Annotated in this window: 11 protein-coding genes and 1 pseudogene; 4 read left to right on the top strand and 8 right to left on the bottom strand. The window is 64.1% G+C overall.

Annotation, left to right across the window (positions count from 1 at the left end):
* Positions 1–9: 9 nt before the first annotated feature.
* Together ACIPG5_RS10465 and ACIPG5_RS10460 are read left to right on the top strand one after the other, a co-directional pair.
* Positions 10–819 (top strand): annotated as a pseudogene (locus tag ACIPG5_RS10465) (MCP four helix bundle domain-containing protein); the annotation flags it as partial.
* On the top strand, positions 802–1,674 hold the full coding sequence (locus tag ACIPG5_RS10460) for a methyl-accepting chemotaxis protein (RefSeq protein WP_371871977.1): 873 nt from the start codon (positions 802–804) through the stop codon (positions 1,672–1,674). The pseudogene ACIPG5_RS10465 and the gene ACIPG5_RS10460, both read left to right, overlap by 18 nt.
* A 128-nt stretch (positions 1,675–1,802) precedes the next feature.
* Here ACIPG5_RS10460 and gbcB read toward each other — a convergent pair whose 3' ends face one another.
* Positions 1,803–2,903, bottom strand: a complete 1,101-nt coding sequence (gene gbcB, locus ACIPG5_RS10455; protein ID WP_176516219.1) for a glycine-betaine demethylase subunit GbcB — start codon at positions 2,901–2,903, stop codon at positions 1,803–1,805.
* 294 nt (positions 2,904–3,197) lie between these two features.
* Here gbcB and gbcA point away from each other — a divergent pair, with 294 nt between their 5' ends.
* Positions 3,198–4,490: a glycine-betaine demethylase subunit GbcA gene (gbcA, locus tag ACIPG5_RS10450; RefSeq protein WP_176516218.1), complete on the top strand. Its 1,293-nt coding sequence runs from the start codon at positions 3,198–3,200 to the stop codon at positions 4,488–4,490.
* 78 nt (positions 4,491–4,568) lie between these two features.
* Here gbcA and ACIPG5_RS10445 read toward each other — a convergent pair whose 3' ends face one another.
* The gene (locus ACIPG5_RS10445) at positions 4,569–5,390 is read right to left on the bottom strand and encodes an RHS repeat-associated core domain-containing protein (RefSeq protein ID WP_401374756.1); all 822 of its coding nucleotides are present in this window, start codon (positions 5,388–5,390) and stop codon (positions 4,569–4,571) included.
* Positions 5,391–5,992: 602 nt separating this feature from the next.
* Here ACIPG5_RS10445 and ACIPG5_RS10440 point away from each other — a divergent pair.
* Positions 5,993–6,211: a cold-shock protein gene (locus tag ACIPG5_RS10440; protein ID WP_401374753.1), complete on the top strand. Its 219-nt coding sequence runs from the start codon at positions 5,993–5,995 to the stop codon at positions 6,209–6,211.
* Positions 6,212–6,329: 118 nt separating this feature from the next.
* On the opposite strand, the gene ACIPG5_RS10435 is transcribed toward ACIPG5_RS10440, so the two are convergent.
* The 6 genes from ACIPG5_RS10435 to ACIPG5_RS10410 all read right to left on the bottom strand — a co-directional run bounded on the left by ACIPG5_RS10435 (position 6,330) and on the right by ACIPG5_RS10410 (position 14,186).
* The gene (locus tag ACIPG5_RS10435) at positions 6,330–7,100 is read right to left on the bottom strand and encodes an electron transfer flavoprotein subunit beta (protein ID WP_176516215.1); all 771 of its coding nucleotides are present in this window, start codon (positions 7,098–7,100) and stop codon (positions 6,330–6,332) included.
* A gap of 10 nt (positions 7,101–7,110) precedes the next feature.
* Positions 7,111–8,343 carry an electron transfer flavoprotein subunit alpha/FixB family protein gene (locus ACIPG5_RS10430; protein WP_314620036.1) on the bottom strand — a complete coding sequence of 411 codons (1,233 nt, stop codon included), beginning with the start codon at positions 8,341–8,343 and terminating at the stop codon, positions 7,111–7,113.
* Positions 8,343–10,295: a dimethylglycine demethylation protein DgcB gene (dgcB, locus tag ACIPG5_RS10425; protein ID WP_401374748.1), complete on the bottom strand. Its 1,953-nt coding sequence runs from the start codon at positions 10,293–10,295 to the stop codon at positions 8,343–8,345. Before dgcB ends, ACIPG5_RS10430 begins: the two co-directional genes overlap by 1 nt.
* Before the next feature lie 229 nt (positions 10,296–10,524).
* On the bottom strand, positions 10,525–12,585 hold the full coding sequence (gene dgcA / locus ACIPG5_RS10420) for a dimethylglycine demethylation protein DgcA (RefSeq protein ID WP_176516210.1): 2,061 nt from the start codon (positions 12,583–12,585) through the stop codon (positions 10,525–10,527).
* 15 nt (positions 12,586–12,600) lie between these two features.
* Positions 12,601–13,131 (bottom strand): DUF5943 domain-containing protein, encoded by a 531-nt coding sequence (locus tag ACIPG5_RS10415; RefSeq protein WP_176516208.1) that lies wholly within the window; start codon positions 13,129–13,131, stop codon positions 12,601–12,603.
* A gap of 77 nt (positions 13,132–13,208) precedes the next feature.
* Complete coding sequence (locus ACIPG5_RS10410) at positions 13,209–14,186, bottom strand: dipeptidase (RefSeq protein WP_176516206.1); 978 nt, start codon at positions 14,184–14,186, stop codon at positions 13,209–13,211.
* Positions 14,187–14,430 lie beyond the last annotated feature (244 nt).

Genomic DNA, 14,430 nt, shown 5'->3' with positions numbered 1-14,430 from the left:
TTTTGTCGCATGGATTGCGCCCTCTTTCCTTGCCTGGACTCTTCCCCCATGTCTCTACGCAACATGAACATCGCCCCGCGCGCCTTGCTCGGCTTTTCGCTGATCGGCGTGCTGATGCTCGGCCTCGGCATCTTCTCGCTCATGCAGATGGGCAACATCCGCCAGGCCGGCATTGCCATCGAGGACATCAGCATCCCCAGCATCAAGACCCTGGACGAGCTGACCGCGCTGAACCTGCGCATGCGCACCCTCTCCTACCGCCTGCTGCTCAACCGCGAGCCCGAGGTGCAGCGCGACACCCTCAACCTGCTGGACCAGCGCAACGCCCAGATCGACCGCGCCCGCCAGGCCTACCTGCCGATGATCGGCGCCGCCGACGAGCAGGCGGCCTTCGACCAGTACACCCAGCTGCTCAGCCAGTACCGCCAGCTGGAGGCGCGCATGCGCAGCCTGAGCCAGGCCAACCGTACCGATGAGCTGCGAGACCTGCTCAACCGCGACCTTTTGGCCAACTCCGAGCAGATCAACAAGGTCATGGACACCCTGGTGAAGATCAACACCGACCAGACCCGCGACACCAACGACACCGCCGCCAGCCAGTACGCCGCGGCCTTCGCCCTGGTGATCGGGCTGCTGGTCGCCGCCACCGTGCTGACCTTCCTCTGCGCCTTCCTGCTCACCCGCAGCATCGTCAAACCGATCGACGAAGCCCTCAAGGCCGCGGAACAAGTCGCCGACGGCGACCTGACCCACATCATCCGCGCCGAAGGCACCGACGAAGCCGCCCGCCTGCTGCGCGCCATGGCCCGCATGCAGGACAAGCTGCGCGACACCCTGCAACTGATTGCCGGCTCGGCCACCCAGCTGGCCTCTGCCGCCGAAGAGCTGAACTGCGTCACCGACGTGAGTGCCCGTGGCCTGCAGCAGCAGAACAACGAAATCGAACAGGCCGCCACCGCAGTCACCGAGATGACCAGCGCCGTGGAAGAAGTGGCGCGCAACGCCGTGAGCACGTCCGAGGCGTCCGGCGAAGCCAGCCGCTCGGCCGGCGATGGACGTGACCTGGTCATGGAAACCGTCGGCGCCATCGAGCGCATGAGCGGCGACGTGCAGGCCACAGCGCAGCTCATCACCCACCTGGCCGAGCAGTCACGCGATATCGGCAAGGTGCTCGACGTGATCCGTGGCCTGGCCGACCAGACCAACCTGCTGGCCCTGAACGCGGCCATCGAGGCCGCACGCGCCGGTGAAGCCGGCCGCGGCTTTGCCGTGGTCGCGGATGAAGTACGCGCGCTGGCCCATCGCACCCAGCAGTCGACCAGCGAGATCGAGCGGATGATCGGCAGCATCCAGGGCGGCACCGAGCAGGCGGTGGAGTCGATGCGCACCAGCACCGAACGCGCCGAGTCGACCTTGAACATCGCCCGTGGCGCTGGCTTGGCGCTGGACAGCATTGCCGGGGCGGTGGCGCAGATCAATGAGCGCAACCTGGTGATTGCCAGTGCGGCGGAAGAACAGGCGCAGGTGGCGCGCGAGGTGGATCGCAACCTGGTGAACATCAATGACCTGTCGGTACAGAGTGCGACCGGGGCGCATCAGACCAGCGCCGCCAGTGCCGAGCTTTCGCGCTTGGCAGTGGACTTGAATGGGCTGGTCGCCCGCTTCAGGACCTGATACCGCTGGGGCCGCGTTGCGGCCCATTCGCCGGCAAGCCGGCTCCCACAGGAATCGGTGCAGCACTGCTGCCACTGTAGGCGCTGGCTTGCCAGCGATTGGGCTGCAAAGCAGCCCCAAATCTCGGATCAGTAATCGATCCGCACATCCCCTTTCGGCACGCTGCAGCACGACAGGATGTACCCCTCGGCTTCATCCTCTTCGGTTATCCCGCCGTTGTGCTCCATCTCCACCTCGCCGCCCAGCTTGAGCACCTTGCAGGTCCCGCAGATGCCCATGCCGCAGGCTTTGGGGATCATCAGCCCAACCTTCGCCGCCGCCGCATGCACGGTCTCGCCCGGGGCGACGCGGATGCTCTTCTCGCTGCCGATGAACTCCACCAGGTTGAGGTCCGCGGCCGCCACTTCCGGTGCGTCGGCCGCCTGCTCGGCGTGCTCCACGGCGTCGGCCTTGGCTTCGGCCGGCGTCGCGCCGAACGATTCCTCGTGGTAGTTCTTCATGTCGAACCCGACCGCTTCGAGCATGCGCTTGACCGCGGTCATGTACGGCGTCGGGCCGCAGCAGAACACCGTGCGCTCCATGTAGTCGGGCGCAATCAGCTCCATCAGCCGCTGGTTCAGGTAACCGCGGTAGCCCGCCCAGGGCTCGCCCAGGCCGTGCTTCTCGCAAATGATGTGCAGGCTGAAGTTGGGGATGCGCGACGCCATCTGCTCCAGTTCGCGGTGGTAGATGATGTCCTTGGGTGAACGGGCGCTGTGCACGAAGACCATGTCGACATTGGCATTGGTGTCGTAGAACCAGCGCGCCATCGACATCACCGGGGTGATGCCGACGCCACCGGAAAGGTACAGCACCTTGCCCGCCGGGAAGTCGATGGCGTTGAACAGCCCGACCGGGCCGTGCACCGGCAGCTCGGCGCCTTCGTGCATGGTGTCGTGCAGGTGGTTGGAGACCAGCCCGCCGGGCACGCGCTTGACGGTGATCGAGAAGCTGTAGGGCACCGACGGCGAACTGGAGATGGTGTACGAGCGCATCACCGGCTTGCCTTCGATCTCCAGCTCCAGGGTCACGAACTGCCCGGGCTTGAAGAAGAACATGATCGGCTGGTCGGCCATGAAGCAGAAGGTGCGCACGTCCCAGGTCTCCTGGATGACCTTGACGCAGCGCACGATGTGGCGGCCGTTGGCCCAGGTCTGGGTGCTGACCGGATTGAGGAAGGTATCGGACATGTTCTTCTCCAGCGGCCGACAATTGGCCTTTTTATGGCTGGGATAATGCGCAAGCTGAAGGCGACGTACATTCCTGCCTGCGACATCGGCGTGCTTATCGCGACCAGCCCCGTGCTACAAGGGCTGGGGCGTCGTAATTCAAATCGGCCATGTCGCCCATGGATACGGTTCGCGCCGCCTTCGGACGCACACTCCACGGCAAAAGAAACGGCTGTTCGCGACACACAGCCTTGCGGCACCACAACAACGATTAGCCACCTTTTGCCGGCCGCACACGGCCCCGAGGAATACACGATGGACGTCACCGCAACCCTGAGCCTGGGCGATCCACTGGAACCTGCACGCAAGGCCACCGCCCAGATGCTGCAGACCCGCGAGCGCACCTACTCGCTGCCCCAGCCTTTCTACACCGACGAGCGTCTGTTCCAGATCGACATGCAGGAGATCTTCCACAAGGAATGGCTGATCGCCGGCATGACCTGCGAGATCCCGGCAAAGGGCAACTACATCACCCTGCAGATCGGCAAGAACCCGATCATCGTGGTGCGCGGCGCCGAAGGTAAGGTGCATGCCTTCCACAACGTCTGCCGCCACCGCGGCTCGCGCCTGTGCGTCAGCGAGAAAGGCAAGGTGGCCAAGCTGGTATGCCCGTACCACCAGTGGACCTACGAACTGGACGGCCGCCTGCTGTTCGCCGGCACCGAAATGGGCGCCGATTTCGACATGAACCAGTACGGCCTGAAACCGGTGAACGTGAAGGTCGCCGGCGGCTACATCTTCATCAGCCTGGCGCAGAACCCGCCTGCCATCGATGAGTTCCTGGCCACCCTGGACCACTACATGGAGCCCTACGAGATGGACAACGCCAAGGTGGCGGTGCAAACCACCTTGATGGAAAAGGCCAACTGGAAGCTGGTGCTGGAAAACAACCGCGAGTGCTACCACTGCAACGGTTCGCACCCCGAGTTGCTGCAAACCCTTCTGGAATGGGACGACACCAACGACCCGCGCGCCAGCCAGGACTTCAAGGACCACGTGGCCGCCTCCGCCGCCGCCTGGGAAGCCGAGAAGATCCCGTACCTGCACAAGAGCCATGGCCTGCGTAACCGCATCGTGCGCATGCCGCTGCTCAAGGGCACCGTGTCGATGACCATGGACGGCAAGCAGGCCTGCCAGAAGCTGATGGGCCGCATCAAGAACCCGGACCTGGGCTCGATGCGCATCCTGCACCTGCCGCACTCGTGGAACCACTGCATGGGCGACCACATGATCGTCTTCACCGTGTGGCCGATCAGCGCCCAGGAAACCATGGTCACCACCAAGTGGCTGGTGCACAAGGATGCGGTCGAAGGCGTCGACTACGACCCGGAGCGCATGCGCAAGGTGTGGGACGCCACCAACGACCAGGACCGCCGCCTGGCCGAAGAGAACCAGCGCGGGATCAACTCCAGCGCCTATCAGCCCGGGCCTTACTCGAAGACTTACGAGTTTGGCGTGGTGAACTTCATCGACTGGTACAGCGAGCGTGTGCTGGCCAACCTGGGGGCGGAGCCTGCGCCTTACTTGAAAGAAGTGCAGGCGCAGTAGACCATCGCCGGTGACCTGGCAGCGCTCCGGACTTAACATCTGGAGCGCGCAAGGCGAACCGAATGCTCGGGCAATTCCCTACACCGCGACAACATGGGGCGTCGATCGTAACGACCTGATCCTGCTCGCAGCTTCCGCAAGTCCACTGCCTACGTGTGTAAACCCACGGCCTAGGGTAGAGAGCATCTCGTCCAACATCGTCAAATCCATGAACGTCTCCCCCAATACCCCAGGAATGTCGCGTGGATAAGTTCGCAAGTAGTTGACTACTTCTGTTCCTGCGGCCCAATTGCCTGTCAAACCGCCGCTCAGATTCGTGACCATGTTTCCTAAAGCCAATACATCCACAGCATTCTGAATACCTGGGGTCACCCCGTTGGCGCCAGCGACCACCTGCCCGGCCACACCAAACGCGCCAGTCATGCTGAACTGCTGGTTCGAAACCCTGGCCAGAGTCGTTAGCTCCTTATGAGGGTTTGCCCCCCCGCTAACGCCCCGCGAAGCCGCCCTGCGCCCGACTATATTCTTCATTGTTCGAACGAACGCGCCGCCGAAGGTGGCAGCGCTGGAGAGCACGCCAATGCCCCTGAGTATGACGCCCCAGAATGCACCATTTGGGTCATGCCGATTTACCGGATCATCGCCACAGTAGGCATACCCATTGATACCTCCCTTGGAAAACGGGCTGAGCGAGTCGTACGTCATGAATCGCATCAGGGCCGGATTATAGAAGCGACGGCCATTGCCCAACGGATAGTTTCCGGTGGACGAATGGCGGTGCTGGCCACAAAAACCAAGCATCAGTGCCGAGTTGGCTTGCATGAAGCCGTAAGGTGAATAAGCCTGCAGGCCTGGTAACACCGAGCGTTGCAGGTCTGTCGTCAACAAGTAGGTCGCCATACGTTATCCACAGGTTTGAACTGTTTGCAGTACCGTAGCGATGACTTGAAGGTTTGCCTACTGACACAAATACCAGGCAGTTCGCTGATCATTATTTGTTCAAATCAGGCAAGGCACCATGCCTATTGGGCTGCAGCGGACTCCATACACCTTATCCACAGATACACCAACAGAGTTTGTGAGCAACTGCTCAAGCCCTGGCAACCGCATTGTGGATAAGTAGCGGTTTTCAAAGAATCTAGCATCTATCGTAGGTTTTGAGCGTTTTTTGACCAAACCTGCGAAAGGATTGATCTGCGTGGCCTGCAGGCGATATCGAACATATTATCCACAGACCGGCTAACAGCGATTGTGGGTAAAATCGCTAAGTGCATCAGCGTGATGTATCCCGTGTGGATACTTCGCCATGATCAGTTTTTGATCAACGCCTTGCAGGCCACGTGGAATAGAGCCTACAGCCATACGCCAACACTTTATCCACACCTTGGCAAACAGATTCCGTGGGCAACTTGCGCAGGCACCTGACATTTTTGCCAGTTTCGCTTGCTTCGGCTTCGTGATTGATTACAGGCAAGCTAACTGCCATTGATGCGAGGTCACTTATGCACAGGCGCCTGGTCGGCACTGTGAAGTGGTTCCATGGAGGAAACGGAGTGGGAGTGATCAAGGCAGATGACGGTAGCGGGGACTACTTCGTGACGCGTATTGCGATCCTGATGGCGGGTAATGCACAGCTGCTGGAGGGAGAGCGGGTGACGTTCGATCCGATTGTCGAAGGCTTGAGTTGCTGGGCGTTCAATGTAAAGCGAGGGCTGCTGTAGGAGCGGCCTTGTGTCGCGATGGGCCGCAACGCGGCCCCAGGTTGCCGAACCGACTCGAGATTGCCGGGGCTGCTGCGCAGCCCATCGCGACACAAGGCCGCTCCTACACAGGCGCGTGTCAGCGCAGCACGCCCTCTTCCACCAGCAGCTTGAGAATCGCCTCGGCGCCCTCCTGTGGAGAAACATCCTTCAGCACCTTGCCGCCCCCACCACTGGCCTTGGCCGTGGCCGCCTTCATCCGGTCGGCACCGCTCTTGGCCTTGATCACCTTGAGCCGCTTGGGCCGCGGCCGCGCCGGCTGCAGCTCGGCCTCGCCCAGCAGTTCGTCTTCGACGATGGCCACGTTGCGCGCCGCCAGCACGCCCCGGCGCGCCGGGCCAAAGGCGCTCTGACGCGGCTTGGGCGCAGCGTTATCCACAGTCGCCAGCAGCGGCAGGCGCACCTTCAGCCGGCGCCGCTGCCCCCGTGGCAAGGCTTGCAGCACCTGGGCAGTGCCGTTGTCGATCGACTCCACTTCGGCCAGCCCCACCACCAACGGCCAGCCCAGTTTCTCCGCCAGCAGGAACGGCAGCATGCCCGAACCTTCGCCGGTTTCGGCCTGGCTGCCGGTCAGCACCAACTGGGCGCCGGCATCGCGCAGGTAATCGCCGAGCACGCCCAGCACATCAGCGCCAGCCGGCTGCTCCAACACGTCGAGATGATCCAGGCCCATGCCCAGGTAAGCCCGCAGCGCCTCTTCACGCGGGTCGCCGGCATGCACCACCTGCAAGTTATCCCCAGCCAGCTGCAAGCCCAGCTCCACGGCGCGTGCGTCCTGCTCGGCGCGGCGGGCGCGGCCGGAGCTGGGGTGGGCACCGATGGAAACCAGGCTGATGACTTTCGTACTCATGCTCGTGCCCTTATGCCGCGTCGCGCTGGCCGCCGCTGCGGAAGTTTTCCACAGCCTCGATCAGTGCCTGGAGAATCGCCGAACTGTCGCCAATCACCGACAGGTCGGCCCGTTTGATCATGTCGCAGCCCGGGTCCATGTTGATCGCCACCACCTTGTCGCAGGCGCCGATGCCCTGCAGGTGCTGGATCGCACCGGAGATACCCACCGCCACGTAGACCCGTGCCGTGACCCAGGTACCGGTGGCGCCCACCTGGCGGTTGCGCGGCATGAAGCCATCGTCCACCGCCACCCGCGAGGCGCCTTCGGTGGCGCCGAGCGCTGCGGTGGCCTTGTGGTAGAGGGCCCAGTCCTTGACGCCGTTGCCGCCGGAGACGATGAACTCGGCCTCGGCCATGGCGATGGTCGCCGGGTCCACGGCCACCGAGCCGAGGTCTTCGATACGCGACAGGCTGCGCGCCACGCTTGTGGACAACTCCACCGGCAACGCCTCGTGGCGGGTTTCGCTGACCGGTTCGGCGCACTCGGCCGCCCCCAGGATCAGGCGCGGCACGGCCCGTTGCAGGTCCTGCTGGCCGGCACCGGCGCGGCCGATGCACTGGCCGTCCTTGACCTGCCACACCCGCGTCGCCGGGCGCTCGCCCAGCGCCGCGCCCAGGCGCCGGCCGAGTTCGCCGCCACCGCTGCGGCTGTCGGGCAGCAGCCAGTGGCGCGGGGTGAACTGGTTATCCACAGCCCGCAGGCCTTGCACTAATTGCTCCGGTGCATAACCTGCGAAGGCCTCGCCCTCGATGACCAGCAGGCGGTCGACACCAGCTGTGGAAAAGTTGCTTTCCTTGTGCTCGCCGAACACCACCGCCAGCACCGCGCCGTCGCTGCCGGCCAGGCTGTGGGCCAGGCCGAGCAGGTCGCGGTCGTGGCTGCTCAGGCGGCCACCGACCATGTCCGGCACCACGGCGATGAAGAATGCCGGCGCCGGCACCTGGTGCAGCGGCAATTGCACTTCGGCAGCGGCACTGCGCCGCCCACCGACGCCGGTGCCCTGCTGGGCGCCGCTGCGGTCGATGCGCTTGATGCCATTGGGGCCGATGAAGCCGGCGGCGATGGCATGCGGGTTCTTGCGCAGCAGGCCGTTGGGGCCCATCCAGCGGGTTTGTTGCGTCTGCAGCGCTGCATGCAGCGGGTGCAGGCGGTTACGGGCGATCCACTCGGCGCGTGGGTCGCGGCGGATGATGTCGCTCATCAGTGCACCTCCGCAGGTTCACGTTTGACCGCTGGCGACTTTGGGGTCGCGGCGGTGTCCTCTTCGATCAGCACATCGGCCACCAGCTCGGCGAGGTCCTTGATCTGTGGGCGCGGTTCGACCACGCCTTCGAGCATCGCGGTGCACTGCGGGCAGCCCACGGCCACCAGCTCCGCCTGGGTTTCGCGGATGTCGTCCATGCGCATGTCGGGGATCCGCTGCTTGCCGGGGATGTCGGTGATCGGCGCACCGCCGCCACCGCCACAGCAGCGCGAACGGAAGCCCGAACGCTGCATCTCGCGCACCTCGATGCCCAGTGCCTTGAGCACTTCGCGCGGCGCTTCGTACTCGCCGTTGTAGCGGCCCAGGTAGCACGGGTCGTGGTAAGTGACGCTGCCGCCCTTGTGCTGGCCGAGGTTGAGCTTGTTCGCCGCGATCAGCTCGGCGATGTAGGTGCTGTGGTGCTGCACCTGGTAGTCGCCGCCCAGTGCGCCGTATTCGTTCTTGAGCACATGGAAGCTGTGCGGGTCGCAGGTGACGATGCGCTGGAACTTGTACTGGGCCAGCGTCTGGATGTTGCGCTTGGCCAGTTGCTGGAAGGTCGCTTCATCGCCCAGGCGCCGCGCCACATCGCCACTGTCGCGCTCTTCCAGGCCGAGCACGGCGAAGTCCACGCCGGAGGCCTTGAGCACCTTGACGAACGCGCGCAGGGTGCGCTGGTTGCGCATGTCGAAGGCGCCGTCGCCGACCCAGAACAGAATGTCGGTTGTTTTCACCTCCGACAGCAGCTTCAGGTTGAGGTCGGCCGCCCAGTTCATGCGACCACCGGGCGCGAAACCGCCCGGGTTGTCGGTGGCGATCAGGTTGTCCAGCACCTCGGCGCCCTTGTTCGGGGTCGCGCCCTTTTCCAGGGTGAGGTGGCGGCGCATGTCGACGATGGCATCGACGTGCTCGATCATCATCGGGCATTCCTCGACGCAGGCCCGGCAGGTGGTGCACGACCACAGCGTCTCGGCATCGACCAGGCCGTTGACGATCGGCTGGTGCGGGTTGCCGCCATGCTCGCCGATCGGCTTGCCGGGGTACGGGCTGCCGGCGAACTGCGCGTCGGTGCCACCGGCCAGGCCGATGACCATGTCCTGGATGAGTTTTTTCGGGTTCAGCGGCTGGCCGGCGGCGAACGCCGGGCACATGGCCTCGCATTTGCCGCACTGCACGCAGGCGTCGAAGCCCAGCAGCTGGTTCCAGGTGAAGTCGGTCGGTTTTTCCACGCCCAGGGGTGCGTTGCGGTCTTCCAGGTCCAGCGGCTTGAGGCCGGTGGAGCGGCCGCCGCCGAAGCGTTCGGCGCGGCGGTGCCAGGCCAGGTGCAGGGCGCCGGCGAAGGCGTGTTTCATCGGGCCGCCCCAGGTCATGCCGAAGAACAGCTCCGACACGCCCCACAGCACGCCCAGGCCGAGCACGCCGACCATCACCCAGCCTCCGCTGTTGGCCGGCAGGATGCCGGCCACCGGCAAGGTGGCGATGAAGAAGCTGGCGGCGAACACCAGCAGGCTTTTCGGCAGGCGCATCCACGGGCCCTTGGACAGGCGCGAGGGCGGGTTCAGGCGGCGCTTGAAGACGAAGATGGCGCCGCCGAACATGATCACCGTGGCCACCAGCAAGGCGTAGCCGAGGATCTTGCTGTGCAGGCCGAAGCCATGCACCAGGATCGCCAGCACGGCCGACAGCACGAAGCCGCCGGCGGTGGCCACGTGGGTCTTGGACATGTACTTGTCGCGCTCGACCACGTGGTGCAGGTCCACCAGGTAGCGCCGCGGCATGGCCAGCAGGCCGCCGAGCAGGTCGACCTTGGCCGGCCGGCCGCGGCGCCACATGCGCACCCGGCGCAAGGCGCCGAGCAGCGCCAGGGCAAGGGCCGCGAACAGCAGGATGGGTAGCAGGGTGTTCAACATGGGAGGCTCCCACAACAACAGCTCAATTCTTGCGCCGCTCTCAAGGGCGGCGCGGACCCCTGTAGGAGCGGCCTTGTGTCGCGAAAGGGTCGCGAAGCGGCCCCAAGATCTGTGCTGCTGCGAAGATCTTGGGGCTGCTGCGAAGACCTTGGGGCCGCTTCGCAGCCCTTTCGCGACACAAGGCCGCTCCTACAGGGGGGCCAGTCCCGCCTCTACAACGGCGGTGCGATCAGAAATCCTTGCACAGGCGCAAGGCGTCGTAGATCGCCGCGTGCACGTTGCGCTGGGCCACGCAGTCGCCGATGCGATACAGCAGGTAGCCCTCGCCCGGCTGGCTGAGGATCGGCTGCGGCTTGATGGCGAACAGCGCCTCCACATCGATCTGGCCCTTGTTGCGCGACCCTTCCTTCAGCGCGTAGTACAACGCTTCGTCAGGGCGCACGCCGTTTTCCACCACCACCTGGTCGACCACACGCTCTTCCTTGGCGCCGGTGTATTCGTTCTCCAGCACCGCCACCAGCTTGTCGCCTTCGCGGTAGACCTTCTCCAGCATCATGTCGCCGGTCATGATCACTTCTTTGGGGTACATGCTGCGGTAGTAGGTTGGGAAGGTGGTGCCGCCCATGGCCACGCCCGGCTTGATGTCGTCGGTGACGATCTCGACCTGGCTGCCCTTGTCGGCGATGAAGTCGGCCACCGACATGCCGGTGAATTCGCAGATGGTGTCGTACACCAGCACGTTCTTGCCCGGCGCCACCTTGCCGTCGAGCACGTCCCAGCTGCTGACCACCAGCCCTTCGGCGGCGCCCCAGTGCTCGTTCTGCTCAAGGAACGAATGCCCGCCCACGGCCAGCACGATCACGTCCGGGCGCAGGTCCTGGATGGTCGCCACGTCAGCGGCAGTGCCCAGGCGCAGGTCGACTTTCAGGCGCGCCAGCTCCAGCTGGTACCAGCGGGTGATGCCGGCGATCTGGTCACGTTGAGGCGCCTTGGCGGCGATGGTGATCTGCCCGCCGATCTGCTCCTTCTTCTCGAACAGGGTCACGTCGTGGCCACGTTCGGCGGCCACGCGGGCCGCTTCCATGCCGGCCGGGCCGGCGCCGACCACCACCACCTTGCGCTTGACGCCGGTGGTCTTCTCGATGATGTGCGGCACGCCCATGTATTCACGGGAGGTCGCGGCGTTCTGGATGCACAGCACATCCAGGCCCTGGTACTGGCGGTCGATGCAGTAGTTGGCACCGACGCACTGCTTGATCTGGTCGATCTGGCCCATCTTGATCTTGGCGATCAGGTGCGGGTCGGCCATGTGCGCGCGGGTCATGCCGACCATGTCCACGTAGCCGCCTTCGAGGATGCGCGTGGCCTGGTTCGGGTCCTTGATGTTCTGCGCGTGCAGCACCGGGACCTTGACCACTTCCTTGATGCCGGCCGCCAGGTGCAGGAACGGCTCCGGCGGGTAGCTCATGTTGGGGATGACGTTGGCCAGGGTGTTGTGGGTGTCGCAACCCGAGCCGACCACGCCGATGAAATCGAGCATGCCGGTGCCGTCGTAGTAGGCGGCGATCTGCTTCATGTCCTCGTGGCTGAGGCCATCGGGGTGGAACTCGTCACCGCAGATGCGCATGCCCACGCAGAAGTCGTCGCCGACTTCGGCGCGCACGGCCTTGAGCACTTCCAGGCCGAACTTCATGCGCCCTTCGAAGGTGCCGCCCCATTCGTCGGTACGCTTGTTGACCCGCGGGCTCCAGAACTGGTCGATCATGTGCTGGTGCACCGCCGACAGCTCGACGCCGTCCAGGCCACCTTCCTTGGCACGCCGCGCAGCCTGCGCGTAGTTGCCGATCACCCGCCAGATCTCTTCCACCTCGATGGTCTTGCAGGTGGCGCGGTGCACCGGTTCACGGATGCCCGAGGGCGACATCAAAGTCGGCCAGTTGAAGCCGTCCCAGCGCGAGCGGCGGCCCATGTGGGTAATCTGGATCATGATCTTGGCGCCATGCTTGTGCATGGCGTCGGCCAGGTTCTGGAAGTGCGGGATGATGCGGTCGGTCGACAGGTTGACCGAGGCCCACCATTCTTGCGGGCTGTCGATGGCCACCACCGACGAGCCGCCGCAGATGGCCAGGCCGATGCCGCCCTTGGCCTTCTCTTCGTAGTACTTCACGTAGCGGTCGGTCGTCATGCCGCCGTCAGTGGCGTAGACCTCGGCGTGCGCGGTGCTGAGCACGCGGTTGCGGATGGTCAGTTTGCCGATCTGGATCGGCTGGAACATTGCTTCGAATGCCATGACGCTATCTCCGGCTTACAACGGCTTCGTAACGAACAGGCCATCTTCGTGGCCTTCTTCCGACCCGCCGTAGACCTGCTCGGCCACGGTGCGGATCTTGCTGCCGCGGGCAGCGAGAATCTGGTCCATCGCGCCGGCGAACCAGCCGGTGAACATGTAGTCGACCTTGCGCCCGCACTTGCCGTACACGTACACGAACGCCGAGTGCTTGAGCTTGACGCTGCAGGTGCCTTTGTCCAGGTCGATGTCCTGGATCTGGAACAGGCCCCAGCCACGCTGGCTCAGGCGCTTCATGTAGTGCTCGAACACCGCCACGCCTTCCAGGCCATGGCACTCGGCTTCTTTTTCACACCAGTGCCAGGCCGACTTGTAGCCGGCCTTGTAGAGGATCTCGGCGTAGGCGTCGGCGCCCAGCACTTCTTCGATGCCGATGTGGTTGTTGACGAAGAAATGCCGCGGCACGTACAGCATCGGCAGGGCGTCGCTGGTCCAGACACCGGTCTCGCTGTCGACTTCGATTGGCAATTGCGGGGCGATCTTGGCCATGGAAACTCAACTCCATAAAATTTTTCATGTGGGTGCCCCGGCGTTGCTGGCAGGGGCTATCAGGCGTGGAGAGCGGCTTACTCGCCCCAGACGTCCTTGAGGACGTTGACCCAGTTCTCGCCCATGATCTTGCGCACCACGCGCTCGGAGTGGCCGCGCTTGAGCAGGGTTTCGGTGAGGTTGGGGAACTCGCCGACGGTGCGAATGCCGAGCGGGTTGATGATCTTGCCGAAGTTGGTCAGGCGACGGGCGTAGCCCTTGTCGTGGGTCAGGTATTCGAAGAAGTCCTGGCCGTGGCCCTGGGTGAAGTCGGTGCCGATGCCGATGGCGTCTTCACCGACGATGTTCATGGTGTACTCGATGGCTTCGGCGTAGTCGTCGATGGTCGAGTCGATGCCCTTGGCCAGGAACGGCGCGAACATGGTCACGCCGACGAAGCCGCCGTGGTCGGCGATGAACTTGAGCTCCGCATCGGACTTGTTGCGCGGGTGCTCCTTGAGGCCCGACGGCAGGCAGTGCGAGTAGCACACCGGTTTTTTCGATTCGAGGATGACTTCTTCGGAGGTCTTGGAGCCGACGTGGGACAGGTCGCACATGATGCCCACCCGGTTCATTTCTGCCACGATCTCGCGGCCGAAGCCCGACAGCCCGCCGTCACGCTCGTAGCAGCCGGTGCCGACCAGGTTCTGGGTGTTGTAGCACATCTGCACGATGCCCACGCCCAGCTGCTTGAACACGTCGACGTAGGCGATCTGGTCTTCGAAGGCATGGGCGTTCTGGAAGCCGAAGAGGATGCCGGTCTTGCCCAGCTCCTTGGCCTTGCGGATGTCGGCGGTGGTGCGCACCGGCATCACCAGGTCGCCGTTCTCGCGGATCAGCTTCTGGCTGGCGGCGATGTTGTCGACGGTGGCCTTGAACCCTTCCCAGACCGACACGGTGCAGTTGGCTGCGGTCAGGCCGCCTTTGCGCATGTCTTCGAACAGCTCGCGGTTCCATTTGGCAATGATCAAACCGTCGATGACGATGCTGTCGGCGTGCAGTTCGGCTGGGCTCATCAGGCTGTCCCCTTTTATTGAGTTGGGTCGCACCGAACGATGTGCCGGCGCTTTGGGGCCAGCATATGCCTGTGCCCCAAGGCGCCCCGATGCAAAAACGACAGGGGGTTTGCCGAAAGCGTCAATGCGCGACATCGGCCCGTCTGGCCCGGCGCCTGGGGATGAGAGACAGTCTCGATAACGACCTGTTGGGGCGTTTCATGAACATTTCGTCAGGGAGCTATCGTCTTGTCGTGGGGTGAGC

It is taken from the genome of Pseudomonas sp. NPDC087029, from assembly GCF_044745345.1.
Classification (GTDB): domain Bacteria; phylum Pseudomonadota; class Gammaproteobacteria; order Pseudomonadales; family Pseudomonadaceae; genus Aquipseudomonas; species Aquipseudomonas faucium.
This window is presented reverse-complemented; position numbering and strand designations above follow the sequence as displayed.